This window comes from Halorarum salinum (genome assembly GCF_013402875.1).
Lineage (GTDB): Archaea > Halobacteriota > Halobacteria > Halobacteriales > Haloferacaceae > Halorarum > Halorarum salinum.
Genome location: NZ_CP058579.1, coordinates 776,912 through 802,122, shown reverse-complemented (window position 1 = coordinate 802,122; position 25,211 = coordinate 776,912). Strand labels below are relative to the sequence as shown.

Here is a 25,211-nt window from a genome sequence, read left to right as displayed (position 1 = left end):
CGGAGAACGCATCAAGATAGTGGCTTACATTGCCGTATTCCGTCGTTCTACGCCCGCAAACCGCGGAACCGGTGGAGCGTCCGGCCGAAGCACGGCCACGTCCGGGACGCACCCGCGGATGGAAGGTTCGAAACCCACGGCTGAAGGGTTCGAACGTCGGAGAAGTAGTCCCAGAAGGATTCGAACCTTCGTCGTTGCCCCCAGAAGGCAACAGGATTGGCCACTACCCCATGGGACTGCACTCGTGGGAAACACGCTCGGAAACTAAACCCTATCGCTTTCCGGGGACTGCAGTGAGTAGTCCCCGACCGCCGGCCTCGTCCCGAACCCGTCTCTCCCCCCGGAGAAGCGCCGGGTGTGCGGCGGAAACGGAGCCGCGTCCGTTCGAACGTGCATACACCGCCACCTATTTGCGCCGAGGATGCACAGTCCCGTGCATGTACATCGGCCGCTTCGTCGTCGTCGGCCCGACGGTCGGCGCCTACCGCGTCTCCTCGCGCTCGTTCCCGAACCGCGAGATCGTTCGCCGCGGCGAGAACACGCTCACCGTCGGCCCCACCGCGGACGCCGAACCGACGGACAACCCGTACGTCTCGTACAACTGCGTCCGGGTCGCGGGCGGGGAGGGTCGCCGCGCGGCGGTCCTCGGGAACGGCTCGCACGTCGACCCGGTCGCGGAGAAGTACGACCGCGGCTACCCCGCCCGCGACGCCCTCGCCGAGGCGCTGCTCGCGCTCGACTACGAGAAGGACGACTACGACACCCCTCGGGTCGCCGGCGTCGTCGACGGTGATACGGGGTACGTCGGCGTCGTGCGACGGGACGCGCTGCTCGTCCGGGAGGCGGACGAACCCCACCTCGTCGCGACCTACGAGGAGGACGAGCCCCGGCCCGTCGAGTTCGAACCGACCACGGCGGCCGCGGCCGCGCGAACCGCCTACGGACTGGACTTCGAGCACGCAGTCTGCGCGGCGGGCGTCCGCGTCGGCGAGGGGAACGTGGAACTGGCGGTGGAGAACGGGGAGAGCGGCTGAGCCGGCCGACCGTGGCGGGTCAGGGGCCGGTGTAGATACGCACTTTCCCCGGCGTCACGAGGACCAGATGGTCCCAGAGGGGGAAGAGCAGGTACATGGGCCGGTCCGACCGCCAGTCGAGCCGGTCGAGCGCGTCGGGGTCGATCCAGTCGTGGAGCGTGGTCTCCCTGTCGAACACGTCGACGTTCGCCGCGATGAACGCCTCGACGGTCGCCTCGCTCATCGACTCGTCGCCGTCGAGCGAGTAGGCCACGAGCAGGGAGGATTCGTCCTCGAACAGAGGACCGATTCCCATGCTCGAATCACGGGGCTCTACACGATTAATTCGTGCGGTTGGTATCGGAATTATCACATGAACGGCGTGAACTGTTCCCGTAATGACTCGAACCGCCGTCGGAGAGTACGGCAACTCGTTGCTCGGGACGGGGTACCCGATTCCCTCTCCGTCGCCGTCGTGATCGAACGGAGGGCTCACGCCCGCCCCATACTGAGTCGGGGTGATCGGCGAGGACCAACGAATAACTGCTCCCTGCACGAACCGTCGTGCGTGAAACTCGGCGTCATCTCGGACGTGCACGGCAACCGGGTCGCGCTGGACGCCGTCCTCGCGGACCTGCCGCCCGTCGACGGCCTGGTCTGTGCCGGCGACGTCGTCGGCTACGGCCCCTGGCCCGGCGAGTGCGTCGCGGAACTCCGCGAGCGCGGGGTCCCGACCGTGCAGGGGAACCACGACCGGGCCGCCGTCGTCGGGTCGGCCCCGGGATTCAACGCGATGGGGCGGGCCGGCGTCGAGTACGCGAACCGCGTGCTCGACGCGGACGCGCTCGACTGGCTCGACGGCCTGCCGGAGGCGACGGCCGTCGCGGACGGGCGCGTCGCCGTCGTCCACAGCCACCCGACGGTCCGCGACCGGTACGTCTACCCCGAGGAGTTCGGCCCGGACCTGCTCGCGGCCGCCCGGGCGGCGGTCGGCGGGGGCGCGGATCGGGGCTCGGCGGTCGCCGGCGACGCCTCGGAGGTCGACCCGGAGGTGCTAGTGCTCGGGCACACGCACGTTCAGGGGCACGAGCGGTTCCCGGAGGGGGTCGCGATGAACCCCGGAAGCGTCGGGCAACCCCGGGACGGCGACCCCCGCGCCGCCTACGCCGTGCTCGACCTCGACGGCCCGTCGGTCGAGGAGCGGCGCGTCGAGTACGACGTCGACGCGGTCGTCGACGCCGTCGAGGCCGCCGGCCTGCCCGAACGGATCGGCACCCGGCTGTACGAAGGTCGGTAGTCCCGCCCGTCGAGGGGCCGCTCCGGCCGCCAGCGGTGCCTACTCGACGGGCCGCAGTTCGGCCGAGAAGTGCCGGAGCTCCGGCACCGGGGGCTCGGAGACGATCTCGAGTCCCCGGACCGCCTCGCGACGGTCGAGCACGGCCGCCCCCGCGTCGGCGACGTGTTCGAGGTGCTCGCGGGCGTAGGTGCGCCGGGGGAGCGCGAGCCTGACGAGTTCGGGACGGTCGGCGCCGGGGAACGCGAAGCTCCCGAGTTCGACGCAGCGGACGCCGCCCTCGCGGTAGAGTTCGCGGACGAGCGTCTGCCCCGGAAACTCGTCGGGGGCGACGTTCGGGAACAGTTCCCCGGCGTCGAGGTAGACCGCGTGACCGCCGACCGGGCGGTACACCGGGAGCCCGGCGTCCGCGAGCAGGTCGCCGAACGCGGCCACCTGGTCGAGGCGGGCCTCCGGGTAGGGCGGCTCAACCGCCTCGCGGAGCCCCACCGCCATCGCCTCCATGTCGCGGCCTGCCATCCCGCCGTACGTCGGGAACCCCTCGTAGAGGATGCCCCGCTGCTTGGCCCGCTCGAACAGGCGGTCGGCGGCCTCGCCCTCGGGCTCCTCGGCGACGGCCGCGAAGCCGCCGACGTTGGCGAGCCCCTCCTTCTTGCCGCTCATCACGAGCGCGTCGGCGTACGAGAGCTGTTCGCGGGCGATCTCGGCCACCGTGTCGCCCGTGAACTCGGCCTCGCGCCGGCGGACGAACTCGGCGTTCTCGGCGAACCGACAGGCGTCGATCACGAACGTCGCGTCGATCCCGCGGGCGAAGTCGGCGACCTCGCGGGTGTTCGCGACGCTGACGGGCTGGCCGGCGGCGGAGTTGTTCGTGATCGTGAGCACGACGACGGGGACGTTCTCCGCGCCCGCCTCCGCGACCGTCTCCCGGGCGCGGTCGAGCGAGAAGTTCCCCTTGAAGTCGCCGGGCGCGTTCGGGTCGCGGGCGCCCTCGACCGGGCAGTCCACCGGGTCGCCGCCGAGGTTGGCGACGTGGGCGCGGGTCGTGTCGAAGTGCGCGTTGTTGAGCACGACGTCGCCCTCTCCCACCAGGCAGCCGTAGAGGACGTTCTCGGCGCCCCGGCCCTGGTGGCAGGGGACGACGTTCGGGAACCCCATCACGTCGGCGACGGCCTCCTCGAGGCGTCCGAACGACCGGCTGCCGGCGTAGGACTCGTCGCCCCGCATCAGGGCGGCCCACTGGTCTCGACTCATGGTTCCGGTCCCGCTGTCGGTGAGCAGGTCGACGTACACGTCCTCGGACGCGACGTTGAACGCGTTGTAGCCGGCCTCCTCGAGCACCGCCTCGCGCCGCTCGCGGGACGGGAGGCTGATGGGTTCGACCATCGCCGCCCTGTAGTTGCGCATGTCCGCCCTCGGCCCTCCCCCGACTTAGAGTCTGTCGGAGGCGGTGTGGGCATCGGAGAGCAGGTCCGGACGGTGATGTACGAGGTGGTCCAGCGAGGGACAGCCCCCGCCTGCGGGACGATGGGCAAATTCATTTTCACTATAGCAACCTGACTGGGGAACGTTTATGCCGGAGGCTTCCGGAGTGGCGTGTACGGCAGCGACGCCGGGAAACCGGCGGAGAGAGGGGTGAAGTGCCCGTTCGCGAGCGTTCGTGAGTGGCTACGCTCCCCGACCTCCCGCCGCTCCCGGGCTGTCACCGACACATGAGCAACGCGATTCCCGACACACACGACCGGATCGAGACCGTACTCACGGAGGCGACCGCGGACCTCGCGCTCCCCGCGTCGACGGACGAACTCGTCGAGGCCGCGTCGCGGGAGGGGTACGCCGACGCGTCGCCCGACGAGACCGACGAGGCGATGATCGGCGTTCTGACCGCCCGAACCGAGCGCGACCCGGCCTACGACGACGCGGCCGCCCGGGTCGCCAGGTGGCGACACGTCCGGGACGTCACGGGCGTGGACGGGCCGCTCCGGGCGGACCGATACCGCGAGTCGTTCGCGGACGGCATCCGCGAGGGCGTCGAACGCGGCCTGCTCGACGAGCGGATGGCCGAGTACGACCTCGAGCGACTCGCCGACGCGCTGGTCCCCGCTCGCGACGACGACTTCGGCTACATGGCCGTCTCCACGCTCGTCCAGCGGTACTTCCTCCGAACCGTCGAGGGAGACGACCCGCTCGAACTCCCGCAGTCGTTCTGGATGCGCGTCGCGATGGGCGTCGCGCTCGCCGAGGACGAGTCCGAACGGGCGGAACGTGCCGTCGAGTTCTACGAGGCGCTGTCGACGCTCCGGTTCGTCCACTCGACGCCGACGCTGTTCCACGCGGGCACGACCCATCCGCAGCTCTCCTCGTGCTACCTGACGACCGTCGAGGACGACCTGGAGGACATCTTCGACTCGTACAAGGCCCACGCGAAGCTCTCCAAGTGGTCCGGCGGGCTGGGCAACGACTGGACGAACCTCCGCGCGGCGGGGTCGCTCATCGAGTCCACCGGCGTCGAGTCCACTGGCACCGTCCCCTTCCTGAAGATATCCAACGACGTGACGGGCGCGATCAACCGCTCCGGCAAGCGCCGCGGCGCGGCCTGCGCGTACCTGGAGGCGTGGCACCTCGACTTCCCGGCGTTCCTCGACCTGAAGCGGAACACGGGCGACGAGCGCCGGCGGACCCACGACATGAACACGGCCGCGTGGATCCCCGACCTGTTCGTGAAGCGGGTGCGCGCCGGCGAGGAGTGGACGCTGTTCTCGCCCGACGAGGTGCCCGACCTGCACTCGACGTACGGCGCCGAGTTCGAGGAACGCTACGAGGCGTACGAGCGGAAGGCCGAGGCGGGCGACCTCCGGCAGTTCGAGCGGGTCGACGCCGCCGACCTCTGGCGGACGCTGCTCACCCGGCTGTTCGAGACGGGTCACCCGTGGGTGACGTTCAAGGACCCGTGCAACGTCCGGTCGCCGCAGGACCACGCCGGCGTCGTCAACAGCTCCAACCTCTGTACCGAGATCACGCTGAACACGTCCGCGGAGGAGACGGCCGTCTGTAACCTCGGCTCGGTCAACCTCGCCGAACACGTCGATGGGGGCGAACTCGACCGTGAGCTCGTGGCCGACACCGTCGAGACCGCGATGCGGATGCTCGACGACGTCGTCGACCTGAACTTCTACCCGACCGACCGGGCAGAACGTGCGAACACCCGCCATCGGCCGGTGGGTCTCGGCGTGATGGGCTTCCACGAGATGCTCGTCGAGCGCGGCGTGCCGATGGCGAGCGAGGACGCGAAGTGCGTCGCCGACGACACCATGGAACTGGTCGCCCACCACGCCGTCCTGAACTCCTCGCGGCTCGCGGCCGAACGGGGCACGTACGACTCGTACGAGGGATCGAAGTGGGACCGCGGGCTGCTCCCGCAGGACACCGTCGAACTGCTCGAGGAGGAGCGCGGCGAACCGATCGACGTCGACGTCGACGAGCGGCTGGACTGGGAGCCCGTCCGCGAGCACGTCGCCGAGCACGGGATGCGCAACTCGAACACGACCGCGGTCGCGCCGACGGCGACCATCTCCACCGTCGCCGGCACGACACCCTCCATCGAACCGATCTACTCGAACCTCTACGTGAAATCGAACATGAGCGGCGACTTCACCGTCGTCAACGAGCACCTCGTCGCCGACCTGAAGGAGCGCGGGCTGTGGAGCGACGAACTCCGCGACCGCATCAAGTTCCACGACGGCTCGATCCAGGAGCTCGACGGGATCCCCGAGGAGCTCCGGGAGCTCCACCGGGGCGCCTTCGAGATCGACCCGCGACACCAGCTCGAACTGACCGCCGAGCGCGCGACGTGGATCGACCAGTCCCAGAGCCACAACGTCTTCTTCCCCTCGACTGACGGCTCGCTGCTGGACGACGTCTACCAGCGGGCGTGGGAACTCGGGCTGAAGACGACCTACTACCTCCGGACGCTCGGCGCGAGCCAGTTCGAGAAGTCCACGCTCGACATGGCCGAGTACGGCCGGACCCAGCGGCGCGACGGCGAGGGTGAAACCGGCGACGAGGGGGGCGAAACCGGCGACGAGGGGGGCGAAACCGGCGACGAGGACGGCGCCGCCGACTCCGACCTCCCGAGCGTCGAGGACCCGACCTGCGAGGCCTGCCAGTAACGATGCCGATCGGCTACGCCACCGACGCGGACACGCACGACCCGAACAAGATCCTCCCGATCGACTACGACTGGGCCCGGGAGTACTACCGGGCCGGCGTCGACAACAACTGGGTTCCCGAGGAGGTGCCGATGGGCAACGACGTCCGGCAGTGGGAGGGCGACGAACTCACCGAGGCCGAACGGCAACTGGTCGAGTGGAACCTCGGCTTCTTCTCGACGGCCGAGTCGCTCACCGCGAACAACCTCGTCCTCGCGGTGTACGACCACGTCACGGCGCCGGAGTGCCGCCAGTACCTGCTCCGGCAGGCCTACGAGGAGGCCGTCCACACGGACACGTTCATCTACTGCTGTGACTCGCTCGGCTTCGACCCCGAGTACCTCTACGGCATGTACGACAGCGTGCCGGCCATCGAGGCGAAGGACGAGTACGTCGTCGACCTGACGCGGGTCGTCGACGACCCGGCGTTCGCGATCGAAACCGACTCCGACGTGCGGGCGTTCCTCCGGGACCTGATCGGCTTCTACGTCGTGATGGAGGGGATCTTCTTCTACGCCGGCTTCGCGATGATGCTCGGCCTGAAGCGACAGGGGAAGATGACGGGGGTCGGCGAGCAGTTCGAGTACATCATGCGCGACGAGTCGCTCCACCTCGCGTTCGGCGTCGACCTGATCGACGCGATCCGGGCAGAGACCGGCGTCTGGACCGACGGGTTCGAGGCCGAGGTGCGCGAACTCGTCCTCGACGCCGTCGACCTCGAGAAGCGGTACGCCCGCGAGGCGTGTCCCGACGAGATCCTCGGGATGGGTCCCGAGCAGTTCGCCGAGTACGTCGAGTACGTCGCGGACCGCCGGCTCGACCAGCTGGGGATGGACGGAGCCTACGGCACCGACAACCCGTTCCCGTGGCTCTCGGAGGCGGCCGACCTCAACCGGGAGAAGAACTTCTTCGAGACGCAGGTGACCGAGTACCGCTCCGGCGGGTCGCTCGAATGGTGAGCGGGGAGGCGTCCGCCGGGACCGACGACGGCGGCGCGGAGGCCGTGAGCCTCGCCGCCTCCTACACCGAGACCAGCGAGGTGCTCATGCCCGACGCGACGAACAACCTCGGCCGCGCACTCGGCGGGTGGGTGCTCGAACGGATGGACGTCGGCGGCGTCATCGCCGCCCGCCGGTTCGCCCGCTCGCAGGTCGTCACCGCCAGCATCGACCGCGTCGACTTCCACGCCCCGATCGACCTCGGCGACGTCGTCGTGCTCGCCGCGTACGTCTACGACGTCGGGGAGACGAGCATGCGCGTCAGGGTCGACGTGCACGCCGAGCGTCCGAGCGAGGGCGTCCGGCGCGAGACGGCGTCCTCGCACCTGACGTTCGTGGCCATCGACGAGGACGAGCAGGTCAGGCCGGTTCCCGAACTCGCGGTCGAGACGAAGCGCGAGCGGGACCTCCGGCGGTGCGCGCGGGAGGCCGAGTAGGTTCCGGGGACGGAACGACGGAGCAGGAAGGGGCCGTCCCGCGCGGCTCAGAACTCGTCCTGCACGATGCCCAGGACGTCCTCGCGGTCGCCCCAGTCGACGAACAGCGCGACGGAGGTGGCGGAGGTGATGATGTCGTGGACCGTGATGCCGGCTGCCGCGATGGGGCCGACGACGTCGGAGATGACGCCCGGCCGGTTCGGCAGTTCCCCGCCCATGACCCGGATCACCGCGAAGTCGCCCTCGACGGTGACCGAGGAGAGCGACTCGTCGCCGACGACCTCCTCGTGGAGGGTCGCCTGCGTCTCGTCGGCGGCGTCGATGTCGACGTAGAACGTCACCGAGTCCATCCCGGAGGCGACGGCGTCGATGTTGATCTCGGCGTCCCTGAGCGCGTTCGAGAGGTCCGCGAGGATGCCGGGTCGGTTCCGGATGGCGCGGCCCGCGACGGTGACGCAGGCTAACGCGCCCTCCTGCATGTCGATGAGGTTCTCGAAGGTCCCCTCGATGCGGGTGCCGCCCGCGAGCAGGTCGCCGTGCTGGTAGTGGACGACCCGGACGTCGAGTCCCTCGTCCTTGTACACCAGCGCCGAGGGCGCGACCACCTCCGCGCCCCGGAACGAGAGGTTCCGGAGCTCGTCGACCGTGATGCGCGCGACGTTGCGCGCCCCCTCGACGACGTGGGGGTCCCCCGTCATGACGCCCTCCACGTCGGTGACGATGACGACCTCGTCGGCGTCCATGTACTTCCCGAGCATCACCGCGGTCGTGTCCGACCCGCCGCGGCCGAGCGTCGTCACGTCGCCGTCGATCGTCTCCGCCAGAAAGCCCGTGACGACCGGGACGGTGTCGCCGAGTTCGCCGGCGAGGTTCGCCGCACGGTCGCCGGTCGCCTCGGCGTCGAGTTCCCCGACCTCGTTCGTGACGACGGGCCAGTTCTCGCTCCCCGGTTCGACGAACGTCGCGTCGACGCCGCGGGCGGTGAGCGCCGCCTTCAGCATCCGGACCGAGGTCCGCTCGCCCATCGAGACGATCTCCGCGCGGTCGGCGTCGTCGACCTCGAACTGGATCTCGTCGAGCAGTTCGTCCGTGCTCGAGCCCATCGCCGAGGCGACCACCGCGATCTCGTGGCCGGCCTCCACCGCCTTCTCGATGGAGTCGGCCGCCCGCGCCACCCGGTCACCGGAGCCGAGGGAGGTTCCCCCGAACTTCGCGACGACCCGCATCTACCGCCGCACCCCCGCGAGAGGTGCGCGAACGCCATCCACGTGCATGAGGGGGGATAGCAGGGGTTCGCGTTTAACCCTGTCCACCGTCCCGATGATTGCCGCGGGCGAACCCCGCGACGGCGTCGATGCGATCGGCCGATGGCGGGAGGACGGTCGACCCGTTCCCGGCGTCGACCCGGCCTGACGAGCCTCGGGACGCTTTTATCCCGTCGTCCGCTCGTCACCGGCATGGTCGGACGAAGCCGCCGGTTCAAGTTCGCGGACACCGCCCAGCAGGTCGTCGGCGGCTTCCTCCTCGCCGGGCCGTTCGTCGTCACCGAGGAGGTGTGGACGCTCGCGGGCAGCATGGCCTGGTATCAGGCGGTCGCGACGGTGGTCATCGTGTTCGGCATCGGCTACGGCGCGCTGTACAAGGCCGACGACGAGCGCGACCCGGACCGGGAGGCCGAGGTCGTCGGCGTGCCGCTCCGCTTCGTCTCGCTCGTCTCGGTCTCCTACCTCTCGGTGCTCATCCTCGCGCTCGCGTTCGACGCCCCCGAGACGTTCCTCGCGGAGACGTACGGCGCCGGTACCTTCGAGCAGGCAGTCGTCACGGCGAAGGCCATCACCGTCGGCGCGGTGTTCTCGGTGGTCGGGGCCGCCACGGCCGATTCGGTGTTCTAGCGCGAGCGGCACCAGAAGGCCGCCGAGGCGTTCCGCCCCGAGGCGGCACCAGGAGGCCGCCGAGGTGTTTCGACGGGAAGCGCCGATCTGAGGCCCCGAACGGCCCGTCCCGGCCGGATTCCCGTCCCCGCAGAATTAAGTCCGGGCGGGCGGACGTTCCGACATGGACTACACCCTCGCCGTCGGGGACACGGAGACGTCCATCCCTGGCGGGACCGGACTGCTCCTCCTCCACCCCAGCATCGGCGAGACGGATCGAATCGACACGGACTTCCTGAAGACCGACACCGACCGCTTCCTCGTCGTCTCGACGCGAACCACCGCCCGCGAGGTCGAGCAGAAACTCGAACACTACGAGGTGGACGAGTCCAGCGCGGAGATACTCGACACGCTGTCGGTCGAGCGGGGCTACTCCCGCCGCGCCTCCAACCGGGTACACTACGTCTCCTCGCCCGACGACCTCGATGGCGTGGTCCGGCACGTCGAGACGTTCCTCGCGGACACGTCGGGCAAGCGCCGCGTCAGCGTCGACTCGCTCACCGAGATGGCCTACTACGCGGACGTCGACCGCACGTACGAGGCGGCCGCGGCCGTCCTCGATCTGCTGGGTGAACACGACGCAGTTGGGCTGTTCCACCTCTCGAAGGAGGTCCACGACGAGGCGACCCTTGAGCGCTTCCGGAACCTCTTCGACGGCGTCATCGACCTCGGGTCCGACGGCTCGGTGTCGGTCGACCTTCGTTAGACCGCTTTCGGGGAAGTAACCTGCTCGAACCCGTTCAGGAGAGCTTCTCGAACGTCTTCTCCGCCCACTTCACCGCGTAGTCCGCGCCGTGGTCCCGGTAGGCCGTCGTGTCCAGCGCCGCGAACGGCGCCGGGAGGTCGAGGCCGTGTTTCACGGTCGAACAGGCGTACTCGGTCGCCGCGGGGAAGGAGGTCCGCCCCCGGGCGACCTCGCCGGGGAGGTCCTCCAGCCGGTCGCCCAGTCGCTCGCCCGCGTCGACCCACGCGGCGTGGAGTTCGGGGTAGCGTCGATCGCTCCCGGTATCGTCGTTCTCCGGGCTGTCATCGTCCCGCGGAGAGTTGGTCCGCGCGGCGTCGCCATCGCCCCACGAGGCGAACTCGGGCCGGGTGTGGAGCCCCACCCAGGCGTCGAACAGCGCGGCCGCGAGCTGGTACACCTCGCCGGAACCGAGGGGGACCGCCGCGTCGAGCCCGCGGTACCGCTCGCCGAAGAACGGGAGGAAGTGTTCGGGGACGCCCGTCGAGAGTTCGACGAACGCCTCCGCGAGGAGGAACGAGCGGAACGGCTCGGGCGTCCCCTCGGCGCGCTTCTTCGCGACGACGGTCGGCGGGACCGTCTGGCGGGTCCGGACCACCGTGCCGTCCCCGGGCATTCCGACCGTGAAGTCGGGCCCCGCGTAGCGTCGTAGGGCGGCGGGGGCGTCCCCCGGGAGCCACTCGGTCGGGTAGGTGGTCGGGTCGAGCGACTCCGCGAGCAGTCCGAGGTCCTCGGCCGCTGCGGGTGGAATCGTCTCGAAGTCCTGTGCAGCGTCGAGCACGAGACAGTCCGGCGCGTACGACTGGCGGACGGCCGCGAGCTCGTCGGCGAGCGCGCTCGGCGCGTCCGCCCCGAGGTCGCGTCGCGAGAACACGGTCAGGCGAACGCGAGGACGAACACGAGTCCGACCGCGAGTGTCGCCGAGACGCCGACCACGCCGAGGACGATCCGGGTCGCCTTGCTCATGTACCGACGTGGACGGGGGCGGGGCATAAAGGCTTCAATCCGCGTCCGTTCCGGTACGGTTCGATTCGCGTTCCCGACGGCGGTGCGTCGGACGGAGTTCACGGCGACGACCGGTCGGACGGAGTTCCCGACGGCGGTGCGTCGGTCCGAGTCCCTGACGACGGCGGATCGAGCCGCCCCGTCCGGGAGCCGCGGGGTGCCCTACTCCTCGGGACCCCAGGTCTCGGGCATCTCGATGACGTACCGGCCGTCCTCGCGGAGCGAGATGATGTACTCGTCGCGGTCGTACAACTCCATCAGGTTCAGTTCGTACTGGCCGGGGCTGAGGATGCGGATGGACTCGAACTGGTCGTTCAGCTTCTCGCGGAGCGCGGCGAGGTTCGGATCGGCGTCCCCGTCGGCGTCGGCCGGCGCGTCCGCCGACTGGCCGGCGGCCGCCGGGTCCCGGGACGGGTCCGCGGACTCCCCCGCGTCCGGGAGTTCCGACCTGTCGACCATCTCGCTCCTGGCGGCCGCCTGCGCCCCGTCCTCCTCGTCGAGGTCGGGGTTCCCGTCGACCGGGGGTGAGCCGGTCGGTTTCGGGTCGGCGTCGGTCGGCGTCGGGTCGGCGTCCGTCCCTGCGGCGCTCCGCGGCGCTCCGGCGGGGTCGGTGCCCGTCGCGGCCGGATCAGACCTCGGCTCGTCGGGGCCCGGGGCGGCGTCGCTCGCCGGTTCGGCCGGCTCGTCGGCGCTTCCCTTCGGTCGGAACTGGAACTTGTTGCTCCCGCAGGTCGGACAGCCCGAGAGCATCTCCTTGGATCCGTCGGGGAACGTGCGGCCGCAACTGGTACACTGGTGTGGCATGCTAGTTCGTGGCCCTCTGCTCGTCGCTCATCTACTTCCTGGAGACGAGCGCGCTGATGAGGTTCTCGTCCTTGTGGAGCGTCTCGATCTGGTTCGCCGGTCCGATGACGGTGAGCTTCTTCGTCTCCTCGTTCCCCATGATGCGGTCCAGGAGGCCGCCGCTCTTCGCGCGCGAGTGCGGGTACGACTCGATCTCGATGCCCGTGAAGTCGTCCGGGCTGATCTCGGTCATCGTCACCTCGATGAGCTTCGACTCCTCCTCGGGCGAGAGCCCCTCCTCCAGCACGACGATGTCGCCGTCGCGCACGGTGTCGAGGATGAGCCTGATCTTCTCCATCGAGGTGAGCCCGTCCAGGCGGGCGCCGCTGATCAGGTCGATCCGAACGCCGTCGTCGTCGGGGGTGGTTGCCTCGGGCATTATCCGAAGTACTCCGCGATCTTCTCGTACACCTCGTCCATGTTGTCCCCCTCGAGCGCCGAGAGCGGCACCGTCTCGTGTTGGGGGAACGCGTCGGAGATGCGCTTCACGTCCGACTCCTCCAGGTCGGTCTTGTTCGCGAAGATGAGCACCGGCAGGTCCTGGCTCTCGATGATGCCGATGAGCATCGTGTTCACCTGCGTGAACGGGTCCGTCGAGGAGTCGAGCACGTAGACGACGCCGTCGACGTCCTCGCGGAGCCAGTGCATCGCCTCGGCGACGCCCTCGGTCGCCTCGCGCGAGCGCTTGACCGCGTCCTCCTTCTCCATGTCGTGGTCGAGGAACTCCTTGTAGTCGACCTTCGTGGTGACGCCGGGCGTGTCGACGATGTCGATGGTGACGGTCTTGCCGTTCCGCTCGATGGTGACGTTCTCCTTCCGGCGGGCCCGTCGCGTCTCGTGGGGGACGTGGCTCTCCGGCCCGACGGCGTCGCCCGTCCAGTCGCGTGCGATGCGGTTCGCCAGCGTCGTCTTGCCGGCGTTGGGCGGCCCGTAGATACCGATGCGCTTCGGCTCGGACTCCGAGAAGAGCCCCTCCGTGACGCGTGATATACTGTCTCTCAGATTCGTGAGTAGACCCATCCTAACCTCCGTTCCCCTTCCCCTTCGGAAAGGTGTTACCCAACCAACCCGGCGGCGTCACTTAAGCCTACGTCAGACGCCGGGACGTCGCCGTTTCGGGTCGATGGGTCGCTCCGTCGGTCGTCCGACTGGACGGTCGGGCGTTCGGTTCGGGCGGACGTCCGGTCCGTCGGCGATCGTCGGTCGACGGGTGGACGAACCTCGACGAATCGACGTGGAGTAAGGCGTGTATGGAGTAAGGTGTGTAAGGGGGTAGTCGGTCGAGACGGTGAAACGGGGTGAGTGGTCAGGAAGGTGAAACGGGGTGAATAGTCGGGAAAGTGAAAACCGAGCAAGTGGGTCGAGGCGGTGAACGAGGCGCCGGTGTTGGACGATGAAGTGGAGTGGCGGCCGGAAGTGGTCGAGCCGAGCCGGCCCCCACCCCCTCGTTTCAGGTGGAACCGGGCGCCCCCGTGGGTCCGGCCGGCCGTCGCGACCTCTCTAGAGACCACACCGACCAGTAATAAACTCAATCTGCTAGTCGTGCGGATATTGTTAGATGGGTGGTGGTATAAATCCAGCGGAGTCTAGAGCCGCCCTCCCCCACCCCGACCGATCGCCGTTCCAGCGGAAACGAAGGGGTGGGGGGGACGCCGGAACGACCGCCACCCGGCCGGCGTCCCCGACTCCCCGGAGCGGACCTCCCGACCGTTTCGCGTCGAGGACACGTTCGACGAGGACGCCCCGAGGACCGCGAATTCGCACGCTCCGTCGGCCCCCACCGCCGTTTCGGGTCCGCCGTTCCCCACCCATCGTCCCGCGGAGGGCACCGTTTCGACTGGAACGGTCTCACGCCGGAGTTCCGCTCGGGGAGCGACGTCGTCGCGACTCGACGCGAACCCCGGGGGAGAGGACGAAAACACACGGAGGGGTGCTCCAACGGCCGATCCCGGTCAGAATCTCGTGGACGAGGAGGGCGTGAGTTCCCGATACGGTCGTTACCGGATTGCGACCGAAGGGTAAGGTTTTTACTGCGCGTGTTCATCTGCTTCGTCTGCATCATCTGGACGCCGTCGATGGCCGAGTGCGGGAAGGATTCCCGCGTTTCACGGGGACAACGTCCCGTTTCGTTACGACTCGCCGCCGGCGTTCCACGCGAAACGAAGGGGAAACAGAACCGATGACACGAGATGACACGACCGGGACCAGGCGGCGTTCGCAGGCCCGCGCACGGGGGGACGGGGCCGAGAGCGACGGACGCGAGCCGGAGCTCGGTACGCACGCGGACGAGAACAGCACGTCGCCGGACTCCGGGTTCGACCGCCCCCGCCTCGGCGGACCGGACGGGGGCGCTCCAGTCGAAACCCCACCCTCCGACCCGGGTACCGACGGCACCGACGCCACCGGGGGACGCGCCGCACCGTCGGGTGACCCCGCTCGATCGGACGACTCCCTCCGGTCGAATGACTCCGCCCCGTCGGACGATTCTTCCGCGTCGGACGATCGCTCGTCGACCCGCGGACGGTCGGGCGACGGGCCTGCCGGTGACGGACCGGCGAACGACGGACCGTCCGGGGAGAGAACGGACGCCGACGGGGCGACCGGCGCCGAATCGGCCGAGGACGGCGCGCGAGAAGACGGTGCCAGCGCGTTCGACTTCGGTTCGCGCACGCGCACGGAGACGGAGGTCGACCTCGACGTCGACGAGGTGCTCTCCGACGAGGACGACAACACGGGGCTGTTCGACGACCTGCTCTCGGGCGAGCCCATCTTCGAGAACAAGGAGGTGCTGCGCCCCTCCTACACCCCGCACGAACTGCCGCACCGGACCGACCAGATCAACAAGATGGCGACCATCCTCGTGTCGGCGCTGCGCGGGGAGACGCCCTCTAACATCCTCATCTACGGGAAGACGGGGACCGGGAAGACCGCCTCCGCGAAGTTCGTCTCCCAGGAACTCGAGTCCACGTCCCAGAAGTACGACGTCCCCTGCGAGGTCGAGTACATCAACTGCGAGGTGACCGACACGCAGTACCGGGTGCTCGCCCAGCTCGCGAACAAGTTCATCGAGAAGAACGAGGCCGTCATCGACGAGGAACTCGCGGAACTGCGCGACCTCCGCGCCCACGCCGAGGAGAACCCCGACGCGCTCGGGGACACCGAGTTCGACTCGCTCGCGGACGTCGACGAGTACGTCGCCGACCTGGAGGCCGACCGCGAGGAGATGGAGGAGGTGCCCATGACCGGGTGGCCGACCGACCGCGTGTACACGACGTTCTTCGACGCCGTCGACTACCACGAGCGCGTGGTCGTCATCATGCTCGACGAGATCGACAAGCTCGTCGAGAAGTCCGGCGACGACACGCTGTACAACCTCTCGCGGATGAACTCCGAGCTGGACAACTCCCGCATCTCGATCATGGGCATCTCGAACGACCTGAAGTTCACCGACTTCCTCGACCCCCGGGTCAAGTCGAGCCTGGGCGAGGAGGAGATCGTCTTCCCGCCCTACGACGCGAACCAGCTCCGGGACATCCTCCAGCACCGCTCGGACATCGCGTTCAAGGCCGACGCGCTCACCGAGGACGTCATCCCGCTGTGTGCGGCGTTCGCCGCCCAGGAGCACGGCGACGCCCGCCGCGCGCTCGACCTGCTGCGGACCGCCGGCGAACTCGCGGAGCGCTCCCAGGCCGATCTCGTCGAGGAGTCCCACGTCCGGCAGGCACAGGACAAGATCGAACTCGACCGGGTCGTCGAGGTCGTCCGCACGCTCCCGACCCAGTCGAAGATCGTCCTCTTCTCGATCATCCTGCTGGAGAAGAACGGCGTCCACAACGTCAACACCGGCGAGGTGTTCAACATCTACAAGCGCCTCTGCGAGGAGATCGACGCCGACGTGCTCACCCAGCGCCGCGTCACCGACCTCATCTCCGAACTCGACATGCTCGGCATCGTCAACGCGGTCGTCGTCTCCAAGGGCCGCTACGGGCGAACCAAGGAGATCTCGCTCTCGGTGCCGATCGACGAGACGGAGGCGGTCCTCCTCTCGGACTCCCGGCTCGGCGACATCGAGGACGCTCAGCCGTTCGTGCAGGCACGGTTCGACAACTGAGTTCGCGCAGGCGCGCTTCGACGTGGTGAGCCGGTAACTTCCCACCGCTGGACCCCTTCGTTTCGCCTGAACGCCCCGCTCTCATCCACCGATTATTGCCGATGAATGCCGCAGTAGAAGCGAAGGTGTGTCGAGCCGTTACGCCGAAACGGGCGTCGGATTCCCGGTCGATGGCGACGCGGTCGGGGCCGCGGTGCCGACGCCGGCGTCGAGGGGAACCGGGGGCGTGCCGGTCGCCGCGCCGGAGAAGATGAGCCGGACCCACCCGAGGTAGGGGATCCTGATCCGGGCGACGCCGCGGACCCAGTCGCCCCTCACGGGCTTGGCGATGTCGTTCGCCTGGTCGTACTCGGCGTTGTTGTCGCCCTTCGTGATGAACCCGTCGTAGGGGGCCGGACAGTAGCGGATCGCCTCACACGAGTCCCCGCGGAGGTACTCGGGGTTCGCCCGGTCGTACCAGTTCTCGTCTTCCTCGACGTACAGGTGCGCGCGGTGGATGATGGGCGATTTCCCCCGGCTGGCGCGTTCGGGCGTCTGATAGATGATCACCGACCCGTAGCCGTCGAACGACCGGTACTCGTGCTCCTCGCCCGTCTCGGCGGAGACGACTCCGGTCCCGGCGTCGTCGAACGAGGGGCCCAGCCGATCAGGCTGGGTGATGAACACCAGGTCGCCGGGATGCATGTTCGGCTCCATGCTGGGGGACTCGACGGCGACCATCGGCGGCCAGACGCCCGCGACGGCGAACAGGAGCAGGCCGACGAGCGCGACCGCGAGCGCGGAGGAGAGCACCTCGCGGGCGAACAGGAGCGGGCCCGAATCCGCGCGGAGAAACCGCGTCAGCGGGTCCCCGTCGGGGGACCCTCCGTCGTCGTTCATTGACGCCCCTTCCCCCTCGCCGGAGTTGAACCTTCTGGGTTCCGGAAAGCCGCTCCCGGTTCGACGACGAGTTACCGACGGCTTACGACGGTTCGCCCGGATTGGTTACCGGCTGTGGCCGCTTCCCGACGATGGTGACCACCTGTCGCCGGTTCGCTACCCTTTTGCCCGCAGACGTAGACGACTTCCCCTGTGCCACTGGAGACGCCCTCCCGGGTCGTGCAGGCGCTCGCGGGCCGCGGCTACAACGCAGAACGGGAGGCCGTCACCCTCATCGCGGACGCCGAGGCCCCCGGCGCCGCGCTCGAGGCGGCCATCGAGACGGCCCCGGACGGCGCGCTCGTCCTGACGCGCGAGCACGTCCGGACGGCGCTGGCCGACGCCCCCGCGGCCGACCCGGACGCGGTCGCCACGGGGGGCGAACCCGACGGATCCGTCCCCGAACCCGCTACCGACGCGTCCGCGGGTTCGGCCGACGACGCGAGCGCCGCACCGACGCCGGCCGGCCCGAAGGGGCCGCCGTCCGCAGGGGGAACGGACCCCTCCGTTTCGGGTGGAACGGCCGCCTCCACGCCGGGCGGTTCGGCCGCCGCAGTTCCAGTCGAAACGGAGGGGTCGTCGAGCGTCGGCGATCGCGACCCCGCGGCGCCGGACGTCGCCAACGACGTGACCGGTCAGTCGACCGGTACCGGGGAGTACGGCGAGTTCGTCCGGGTGTTCCGGGACCGCTACGACCGGCTCTCCGGGCAGTTGCGGGGACGCGTGAACCACCGGCCCGCGGAGGCCATCCAGGGGATGCCGGGCGGGAGCGAGGCGGAACTGATCGGCCTCGTCAACGACGTCCGCTCGACGGCCTCGGGCCACTGGCTCGTCGAACTCGAGGACACCACGGGGACGTTCCCGTGTCTGGTGATGAAGGACCGCGACATCGCGGACCTGGTCGACGAACTCCTGCTGGACGAGTGTATCGCCGTCCAGGGGACGCTGGCGGACGACGCGGGCATCATGTTCGTCGACGCCATCCACTTCCCGGACGTCCCCCGGACGTACCGCCCGAGCACCGCCGACCGGGAGGTCGAGGCGGCGCTCATCTCCGACGTCCACGTCGGCTCCCGGGAGTTCATGGCCGACGCCTGGCATCGCTTCGCGGACTGGCTCCACACCGAGGAGGCCGAGCGCGTCGAGTATCTCCTCATCGCGGGCGACATGGTCGAGGGCGTCGGCGTCTACCCGAACCAGGACGAGGAACTCGACGTGGTGGACATCTACGACCAGTACGAGCGCTTCGCTGAGTACCTGAAGGAGGTGCCCGGCGACATGGAGATCGTGATGATCCCGGGCAACCACGACGCGGTCCGCCTCGCGGAGCCGCAGCCGGGGTTCGACGAGGAGCTCCGCGACATCATGTCGGCCCACGACCCGCAGATCACGGGGAACCCCTCGACGGTCGACGTCGAGGGCGTGAACGTCCTGATGTACCACGGCGTCTCGCTCGACGAGGTCATCGCCGAACTCCCGGCCGAGAAGGCGAGCTACGACGAGCCGCACAAGGCGATGTACCAGTTGCTGAAGAAGCGCCACGTCGCGCCACAGTACGGGGGTCACACCCGCATCGCGCCCGAGGAGAAGGACTACCTCGTGATGGACGAGGTGCCCGACGTGTTCCACACCGGCCACGTCCACAAGCTCGGCTGGGGGAAGTACCACAACGTCCTCGCGGTGAACTCGGGCTGCTGGCAGGCCCAGACCGAGTTCCAGAAGTCGGTCAACATCGACCCCGACGCCGGCTTCGCGCCGATCCTGGAGCTGGATACGCTGGACATGACGGTCCGGAAGTTCACATAGAACCTCGTTCCCACGAACCTCTTTTGCGGGGGTCTGGCCGCAGCGCGTCGGCGGAGCCGACGCGCGAGGACATGCCCCCGCAAAACCCGTTCATGCCAAAAGGCCGCTCGCTCGGTCGGCGTGGCTTCGCCACGCCTCCCTCCCTCGCGGTGGGTGCGCTGGTGCACCGCACCGCGACGGCACAGCATCGTCCCACCGCCGTTCCGCGTCGTCGTCGCGCCACGACCGCCCAGCAGTCGTCCCCGGCAGCGGTTCGTCGCTCCCCCGCCCTTAAGTATCGCAGCCACGTCCGGATAGCCGATGACCGAGCCCTCCGACGGTTCGACCGACGACGGCTCGGAAGGGCACGGTTTCGAGTGGACGGAGCCGGAGGAACCACGGGATGTGGGAACGTCTGACGCAGGGGACTCTCCTCCGTCCGAAACGGAGGTTACGGTCCGCGTCTCGCCGGAACCCTCGCGGCGTCTCGGCGATCCCGTGCCGGGGGACGCGGCCGGCCCGGAGAACGACGACGCCGGGGAACCGGCCGGACGGAGCGGGTCGGAGCGACAGTCGGCGGAACTCCCCCGTCCGCCGGCCCGGTTCCGGGAGGCGGACCCGACGGGCGCCTCGTGGTGGCGCGTGCTCGCCTACGCGACCGGCGCGTGGGTCGTGGTCGCCGCCCTCTGGAGCCTCCCGTTCCTGCTCGGGGGGGTTCCCGCCCCGTCGCCGGCGGGAGGGTTCGGGTCGGCCGGGGGCAGGGCGGTCACGGTCGTGCTCGGCGTCGCCGTCCTCCTGCGGTTCGTCCTCCTCCCGTCCGTGCTGCTCCGGGACGCCTCGCTCGTCCGCGCGAGCGACGAGGTCGCGTGGACCCCGCGACTGTCCTTCTACGTCCCCGCGGTCGTCGTCGCGGCGTCCCCGACCGGCCTCTCGTACCTGCTCAAGCGCCGGCGGTACGTCGGCAACCCGGGGTGGGAGTGGGGCGACGGACTCGCCTTCTACGAGGGCCGGACGGTCCCCTCGAACTGGTGGGTCGTCGTCGCGGTCGGAACCGCCGTCGGCGCCGCGGCCGAGGGGCTGGCCGTCGCGGTGGAGTCGCGGGCCCCCGCGACCGCTCCGGTTCCGGCGTTTTCGGAGGATCTCGGACTGGCGCTGAGCGGGCCGATACTGGCCGCGCTCGCGGGGTTCCTGTTCCTCCGCCTCGTGCTGGTCCCGCTGGCGTTCTACCTGGACGCGACCGCGGTGCGGCGGGCAGACGTCGGGTGGCGGCCGCTCGCGCTCTGGTACGCCTTCGGCGGCCTCGTGCTGACGCTCCCGTTCGGGCTGTTCTACCTCTACCGGCGGGTCCGACACACGGCCGTCGGGCCGTTCTGACCCGGTCGCCCCGGTGCGGTCAGGGGGACTCGACGCGATACCGGACGGTCGGTTTCCCCTCGAACAGGGGACCCGAGCCGGTCCGGTCGAAGCCGGCGGCCTCCGCGGCCTCGCGCATCTCGGCCTCCTCCTCGAGCACGAGCAGTTCGGCGCTCATCGACTCGTTCGAGGCGAAACGGAGCGGGTCCTCCAGCAGGCGGGCGCAGGCCTCCTCGGTGCCGCCGAACTGGGTGACGTGGACGACGCCGTCGCGTGCGTCGAAGCTGACGAACCCGAGCACGTCGTCCGGGTCGGTCTCCTCCTCCCCCGGCTCGGCCGGCGAGTCGTCGAGCGCGACCCGGACGGTCCGGTCGTGGATGACGCTCCGCATCGCCTCCGTCGGTGACTCCCCCACGGCCGCGAGCGCCGCGGCGTCGGCCTCGACCGCGTCGCGTACGTTCATCGGTAGCACGCGTTAGGCCGCGACCGACGTAAGTGTCGCGGCGACCGACCGCGGGAGCCGCGGCGTGCGGTTCCCGTGTGGTTTCGCGCTTCGTGACGCGTCTACGAGCGGTTCTCGTCCGATGGGACACGACGGCGGAAAGCTTTCGAACGCTTCCGCGGTCGCTTCCGTCCCGCCGGAAAGCCGGCCGAACGTCGACCCCCTCACTTCCGGTGGAACGCCCCCGCGGCCGGCCGACGCCGCTCGCTTCAACGACCGAAAGGTAGCGACCGAAAGGGACCGGCTTCGGCGGCGTCGCCCGTCCTCGAACCGGGATCGGGAACCGCCGACGCGACGGGGACGAAGCGGACCTACGCCAGCGCGGAGAGGTCGAACTCGAACGCGACGACGGGGACCTCCACGTCGTGCTCGACCAGCACCTCGGGGTGTAGTTCCCCGATCACGCCGACGGACTCCCCGTCGATGGCCACGTCCGCGGCTCGACCCGAAATGAAGCTCGGGTGATCGGTCGCGGGCGTCTCCAGCGCCGCGTCGAAGTCGTCACACAGCGCCTGGAGCCTCGCCTTCGCGTCCTCGTAGGTCGCGTCAGTCCGCGCCAGCACCCCGGCGACGTGGCGGGACTCCGCGACGCGCGTGTTCACATCGTCGTCGCGGCGGGCGACGAAGCCCACCTCAGCGAGGTCCTGCGGGTACGACCGGTGGGTGTTGTTCTCCAGCACCTGCGCGAGCGAGGGGAGCGCCCACGTCCGCAACTGGGTGTACTCCTCGCTGTACGGCGAGGTGATCTCGGCGCGCTCGCCGGCGCCGAAGGCGTCGCTCCCCTCAGCGAGCCCCATCCGGTCGTAGTTCTCCCCGGAGCTGGTCATGTGGAAGTTCAGCGTGTCCTGAAAGCCCAGGCCGACGAGGCTCGTCCGGACGGCGTCCTCCAGCCGCGAGCGCTCGTGGCGCCCGCCGATCGTGCCGATGTCGGGGTATCGCGGTTCGAGCGTGCCGAAGCCGTACGCCCGGCCCACGTCGTCGATCAGGTCCAGCGGGTGGAGCACGTCGACGCGGTACGGCGGAATGGTAACGTCGTAGACGGTCCCCTCCGCTACTTCGGCGGCGTCAGTGGCCGCCTCAGCACCGCCGTGCGCGTACGTCGCGTCGAGTCCGGATCGTTCGAACAGGTCGACCACCTCGTCGCGCTCCAGCTCGACGCCGAGGATCGACTCGATGCGGTCGTGGCTCACCGACTTCTCGTCGGTCTCCAGGTCCGGGCGGATCAGTTCGGGCCCGTACTCGTCGGGGTGGGTCGCGCCGTCGTCGTAGACGACCTCGACCTCCTCCAGCGTCCCCCCGCGCGCGACGAGCGCGTAGCAGATGATGACGCACATCCGGTCGATGGTCCACTGGTCGGTGCCGGTGAGTTCGACGAACAGGTCCCGCGACTCGGTCGACACCTCGGTCCGGCGGCCGTTGATGACCGGCGGGAACGAGAACAGGCCGAGTTCGTCGTAGATGGCCGGGTAACGGTCGAGGTCGCGGACGAGGTCAGCGTACTTCCCGCCGGTGGGGTGCCGTTCGAGCACCTCGGCGGGCGTGAGCTCTGCGTCCGAGTCCAGCGGGACGAACCGGTTGCCGTCGGGGTCGACCCCGCGGTAGGTGATGGTGTTGGGCGTGCCCTCGAGCCTGGATGCCGGGCCCTCGACCGTCCCGGAGCTCTCGCCCTCCTGTGAGAACTGCTGGCCCTTCAGCATCGTGAGGTCGTGGATGCCGATGGCGCCCTTCGCGCGCTCGCGTCCCATCGTCGCGTGCAGCTTCTCCTGGAGCTGGATGAGCGAGTCGAGCGCCGACTCGTCGAGGTCCAGCCCCCGGACGACCGCGCCGGTGACGAACGGCCGCTCGTCGGGCACCGACGCGTCCACCTCGATGGTCCAGTCCGGCTCGTTCGGGTCCGGGACGTGGACGCCCCGGGCGTCGCCGTACTGGTACCTGAGCGACCGCGCGACCCCCTCGACGGAGAGCCGGTCGAGCCGATCCGGGCCGAACTCGAACTGGAGTTCGCCGTCCTCGGTCTCGCCCTCGAACTCGAGGCCGAGCGCGAACAGGTCCTCCTCGAACTCCTCGTCGCTCTTGTCCCCGTGGCCGGTCAGTTCCCGCAGTTCGTCCGTGTCGATGTCGACGACCGGCATCAGTAGGTCACCTCCGCGTTCCGCAGGAACTCCAGGTCCGCGAGCGTGCCGTGCAGGTCGCGGATGTCCTCCGCGCCCGTGGTGAGCATGGCGAGCCGTTCGAGCGCGAGCCCCCAGGCCATCACGTCGCAGTCGACGCCGAGCGTGTCCAGCACCTCGTCGCGGAAGATGCCGGAGTTCCCGATCTCGATGATCTCGCCCGTCTCGGGGTGCCGTCCGAACAGCTCGAAGGACGGCTCCGTGTAGGGGTTGTAGTGCGGCTTGAACTCGATGTCGGTGATGCCGAACTGCCGGTAGAACTCCTCGAAGGTGCCCATCAGGTCACGCACCGAGAGGTCCTCGGCCATCACCCACCCCTCGATCTGGAAGAACTCCAGCAGGTGGGTCGCGTCCAGCGTGTCGTTGCGGTACGCCTTCTCGACGGAGAAGTAGCGCTTGGGCGGGTCGACGTCCGCCCCGGCGTACCCCGAGAGGTAGCGCATCGTCAGCGACGTGGTGTGCCCGCGGAGCGCGATGGCCCGCGCGAACTCCTCGGACCACGGCGAGTGGTAGCCGTCGCCGTCCTCGCCGACGCCCTCGCGGTGGGTCGCCTCGACGCGGTCGACCAGCCGCTCGGGAAGCTCCCGAACCGGCGGCACGTCGAGCGCGAATCGGTCCCAGTGGGTCCGCGCCGGGTGGTCCTGGGGCATGAACAGGCAGTCGTTGATCCAGAAGTCCGCGTCGGCGTGGGGCCCCTCCATCTCCCGGAACCCCATGCCGACGAGCACGTCCTTCACGCGGTCGGCCATCCCGCGGAGGACGTGCTTCCGCCCGCCCTCGATCTCGGGGGCGTCGGCCTCGACGTTGTACTCGGAGAACTCCGCCTCCCGCCACTCGCCGGAGGTGAGCATCTCGGGCGTCAGTCGGTCGGCGGTCTCGGCGGCCTCGACGCCCTCCATCAGGGCGGTCACGCCGTCGTCGGTGAGCGTCACCGAGCGGACGGTGCGCTCGGTCACTTCGACGAGCCCGCGGCGGTCGAGTTGCGAGAGGACGTCGTCGTCCGCGACGGACTCGTCGGCCGCCAGGGCGGCGAGCGCGGCGGCCTCGGGGTCGGCGTCGGGGTCGGCGTCGGGGTCGGCGTCGGGGTCCGCCGAGAGCTTCCCCGAGTCGATGCTCCCGTACCCCTTCCGGGCGAAGTTCGAGAGCGCGATGTCGACCTCGGGCCCTTCGAGGCCCGACGCGCCGATGACCCGCCCCATCTCGACGGGGTCCCCGTCGTCGCCTGCATCGAGCGCGGCGCGGTAGAGCCGCACCTCGGGGAGCCCCTCCTCTGCGTACGTCCGCCCCTCGTCGGTGATCGTCGCGGACTCCTCGACCGTCTCTTCGACCGCGACGAGACCGTCGTCACGGAGGTCGAAGGCGGCCCGCGTGACCGTCTCCGGCTTCAGGTCCGTCTCCGCGGCGAGCTGTTCGACCGTCTTCGCGTCGGTCGCGCTGGCGGCCCGCAGGAGCGCGACCTCTGCCTCTGAGCGTGGCATCTTCTTGGCTTGGTGTGTGGCGTGTCGTCCGATAGGCGTTCCGTTACCGTCTCGGGCGGCGACGGAACGCCGCACGAGTGTTCGTCGTCGACCGGAGCGAACCCCGGTCGAGCGTCCGCGACCCGGAGAACGACGGGACTCCGAGCCGCCGCCGAACCGAACGGTTTCGCGTCGCGGGCCCTCCCGGGTCCCGCTCGGGTCCGCCGCTCAGGCGCGGCGGAAGAAGAAGGCGAACCCGCCGGTCGCGGTCTCGGGGGCGGTGCGGTCGACGGCGGGTTCGGGTGCCATGTCGCTGGCTGCGGGCCGATCGGACAAAAGCGTTGTCGTGGTGGCTCGGTGCGGTCGTAGGCGATTCCGTGGCGACGTGGCTGTTCCGTCGGTAACGCGTTCCGGCCGATTCATCACCGCTCGTTCAGAGCGGC

At 69.6% G+C, this 25,211-nt stretch carries 22 protein-coding genes and 1 tRNA gene; 10 read left to right on the top strand and 13 right to left on the bottom strand.

The genetic code is table 11. The features are described from left to right. Window positions 1–165: 165 nt before the first annotated feature. Window positions 166–238 (bottom strand) — tRNA-Gln (locus HUG12_RS03825). A 199-nt stretch (window positions 239–437) separates the two neighbouring features. Between HUG12_RS03825 and HUG12_RS03820 the strand changes: the two genes are divergently transcribed. Beyond that, window positions 438–1,034, top strand: a complete 597-nt coding sequence (locus tag HUG12_RS03820; RefSeq protein ID WP_179267501.1) for an IMP cyclohydrolase — start codon at window positions 438–440, stop codon at window positions 1,032–1,034. Between the two features lie 19 nt (window positions 1,035–1,053). On the opposite strand, the gene HUG12_RS03815 is transcribed toward HUG12_RS03820, so the two are convergent. Continuing rightward, a complete protein-coding gene (locus HUG12_RS03815; protein ID WP_179267500.1) occupies window positions 1,054–1,329 on the bottom strand; it encodes a HalOD1 output domain-containing protein in 276 nt (91 codons plus the stop codon). Window positions 1,330–1,581: 252 nt separating this feature from the next. Between HUG12_RS03815 and HUG12_RS03810 the strand changes: the two genes are divergently transcribed. Next, window positions 1,582–2,310, top strand: a complete 729-nt coding sequence (locus HUG12_RS03810) for a metallophosphoesterase family protein (RefSeq protein ID WP_179267499.1) — start codon at window positions 1,582–1,584, stop codon at window positions 2,308–2,310. 39 nt (window positions 2,311–2,349) lie between these two features. Here HUG12_RS03810 and HUG12_RS03805 read toward each other — a convergent pair whose 3' ends face one another. Further along, window positions 2,350–3,714 (bottom strand): tryptophanase, encoded by a 1,365-nt coding sequence (locus HUG12_RS03805; protein WP_179267498.1) that lies wholly within the window; start codon window positions 3,712–3,714, stop codon window positions 2,350–2,352. 305 nt (window positions 3,715–4,019) lie between these two features. Between HUG12_RS03805 and HUG12_RS03800 the strand changes: the two genes are divergently transcribed. From HUG12_RS03800 to HUG12_RS03790, 3 genes are all read left to right on the top strand, one after another. Then, window positions 4,020–6,476 (top strand): ribonucleoside-diphosphate reductase subunit alpha, encoded by a 2,457-nt coding sequence (locus HUG12_RS03800; protein ID WP_179270561.1) that lies wholly within the window; start codon window positions 4,020–4,022, stop codon window positions 6,474–6,476. Window positions 6,477–6,478: 2 nt separating this feature from the next. Continuing rightward, the gene (locus HUG12_RS03795) at window positions 6,479–7,474 is read left to right on the top strand and encodes a ribonucleotide-diphosphate reductase subunit beta (RefSeq protein ID WP_179267497.1); all 996 of its coding nucleotides are present in this window, start codon (window positions 6,479–6,481) and stop codon (window positions 7,472–7,474) included. Window positions 7,475–7,560: 86 nt separating this feature from the next. Beyond that, a complete protein-coding gene (locus HUG12_RS03790) occupies window positions 7,561–7,950 on the top strand; it encodes an acyl-CoA thioesterase (protein WP_246308182.1) in 390 nt (129 codons plus the stop codon). A 47-nt stretch (window positions 7,951–7,997) separates the two neighbouring features. Here the strand turns inward: HUG12_RS03790 and HUG12_RS03785 are convergent, their stop codons facing one another. After that, window positions 7,998–9,176: an aspartate kinase gene (locus HUG12_RS03785; RefSeq protein WP_179267495.1), complete on the bottom strand. Its 1,179-nt coding sequence runs from the start codon at window positions 9,174–9,176 to the stop codon at window positions 7,998–8,000. A 231-nt stretch (window positions 9,177–9,407) separates the two neighbouring features. Between HUG12_RS03785 and HUG12_RS03780 the strand changes: the two genes are divergently transcribed. Then, window positions 9,408–9,842, top strand: a complete 435-nt coding sequence (locus tag HUG12_RS03780) for a DUF2391 family protein (protein ID WP_179267494.1) — start codon at window positions 9,408–9,410, stop codon at window positions 9,840–9,842. A gap of 163 nt (window positions 9,843–10,005) precedes the next feature. Then, window positions 10,006–10,587, top strand: coding sequence for a DUF7090 family protein (locus tag HUG12_RS03775; protein ID WP_179267493.1), 582 nt, complete (start codon window positions 10,006–10,008; stop codon window positions 10,585–10,587). Window positions 10,588–10,621: 34 nt separating this feature from the next. Here the strand turns inward: HUG12_RS03775 and HUG12_RS03770 are convergent, their stop codons facing one another. The 5 genes from HUG12_RS03770 to HUG12_RS03755 form a co-directional block, all read right to left on the bottom strand. Next, entirely contained in the window at window positions 10,622–11,497 is an 876-nt protein-coding gene (locus HUG12_RS03770; RefSeq protein WP_179267492.1) for a DUF7089 family protein, read from the bottom strand. Between the two features lie 2 nt (window positions 11,498–11,499). Further along, entirely contained in the window at window positions 11,500–11,589 is a 90-nt protein-coding gene (locus HUG12_RS22175; protein WP_449405261.1) for a hypothetical protein, read from the bottom strand. Window positions 11,590–11,790: 201 nt separating this feature from the next. Further along, a complete protein-coding gene (locus HUG12_RS03765; RefSeq protein WP_179267491.1) occupies window positions 11,791–12,432 on the bottom strand; it encodes an OapC/ArvC family zinc-ribbon domain-containing protein in 642 nt (213 codons plus the stop codon). Between the two features lie 31 nt (window positions 12,433–12,463). Next, window positions 12,464–12,850, bottom strand: coding sequence for a DUF2073 domain-containing protein (locus tag HUG12_RS03760; RefSeq protein WP_179267490.1), 387 nt, complete (start codon window positions 12,848–12,850; stop codon window positions 12,464–12,466). Continuing rightward, window positions 12,850–13,491, bottom strand: coding sequence for an Era-like GTP-binding protein (locus tag HUG12_RS03755; RefSeq protein WP_179267489.1), 642 nt, complete (start codon window positions 13,489–13,491; stop codon window positions 12,850–12,852). Before HUG12_RS03755 ends, HUG12_RS03760 begins: the two co-directional genes overlap by 1 nt. Before the next feature lie 1,159 nt (window positions 13,492–14,650). Between HUG12_RS03755 and HUG12_RS03750 the strand changes: the two genes are divergently transcribed. Next, entirely contained in the window at window positions 14,651–16,582 is a 1,932-nt protein-coding gene (locus tag HUG12_RS03750) for an AAA family ATPase (RefSeq protein WP_246308135.1), read from the top strand. 138 nt (window positions 16,583–16,720) lie between these two features. Here HUG12_RS03750 and HUG12_RS03745 read toward each other — a convergent pair whose 3' ends face one another. Further along, a complete protein-coding gene (locus tag HUG12_RS03745) occupies window positions 16,721–17,461 on the bottom strand; it encodes a S24/S26 family peptidase (protein WP_179267488.1) in 741 nt (246 codons plus the stop codon). Window positions 17,462–17,653: 192 nt separating this feature from the next. Here HUG12_RS03745 and HUG12_RS03740 point away from each other — a divergent pair, with 192 nt between their 5' ends. Next, a complete protein-coding gene (locus HUG12_RS03740) occupies window positions 17,654–19,306 on the top strand; it encodes a DNA-directed DNA polymerase II small subunit (protein ID WP_179267487.1) in 1,653 nt (550 codons plus the stop codon). Window positions 19,307–19,783: 477 nt separating this feature from the next. After that, complete coding sequence (locus tag HUG12_RS03735) at window positions 19,784–20,659, top strand: hypothetical protein (RefSeq protein ID WP_179267486.1); 876 nt, start codon at window positions 19,784–19,786, stop codon at window positions 20,657–20,659. Window positions 20,660–20,678: 19 nt separating this feature from the next. Here HUG12_RS03735 and HUG12_RS03730 read toward each other — a convergent pair whose 3' ends face one another. From HUG12_RS03730 to pheS, 3 genes are all read right to left on the bottom strand, one after another. Next, the gene (locus tag HUG12_RS03730; protein ID WP_179267485.1) at window positions 20,679–21,101 is read right to left on the bottom strand and encodes a hypothetical protein; all 423 of its coding nucleotides are present in this window, start codon (window positions 21,099–21,101) and stop codon (window positions 20,679–20,681) included. A 350-nt stretch (window positions 21,102–21,451) separates the two neighbouring features. Further along, window positions 21,452–23,272, bottom strand: coding sequence for a phenylalanine--tRNA ligase subunit beta (gene pheT, locus HUG12_RS03725; protein WP_179267484.1), 1,821 nt, complete (start codon window positions 23,270–23,272; stop codon window positions 21,452–21,454). Next, window positions 23,272–24,789, bottom strand: coding sequence for a phenylalanine--tRNA ligase subunit alpha (gene pheS, locus HUG12_RS03720; protein WP_179267483.1), 1,518 nt, complete (start codon window positions 24,787–24,789; stop codon window positions 23,272–23,274). Before pheS ends, pheT begins: the two co-directional genes overlap by 1 nt. Between the last annotated feature and the right edge of the window lie 422 nt (window positions 24,790–25,211).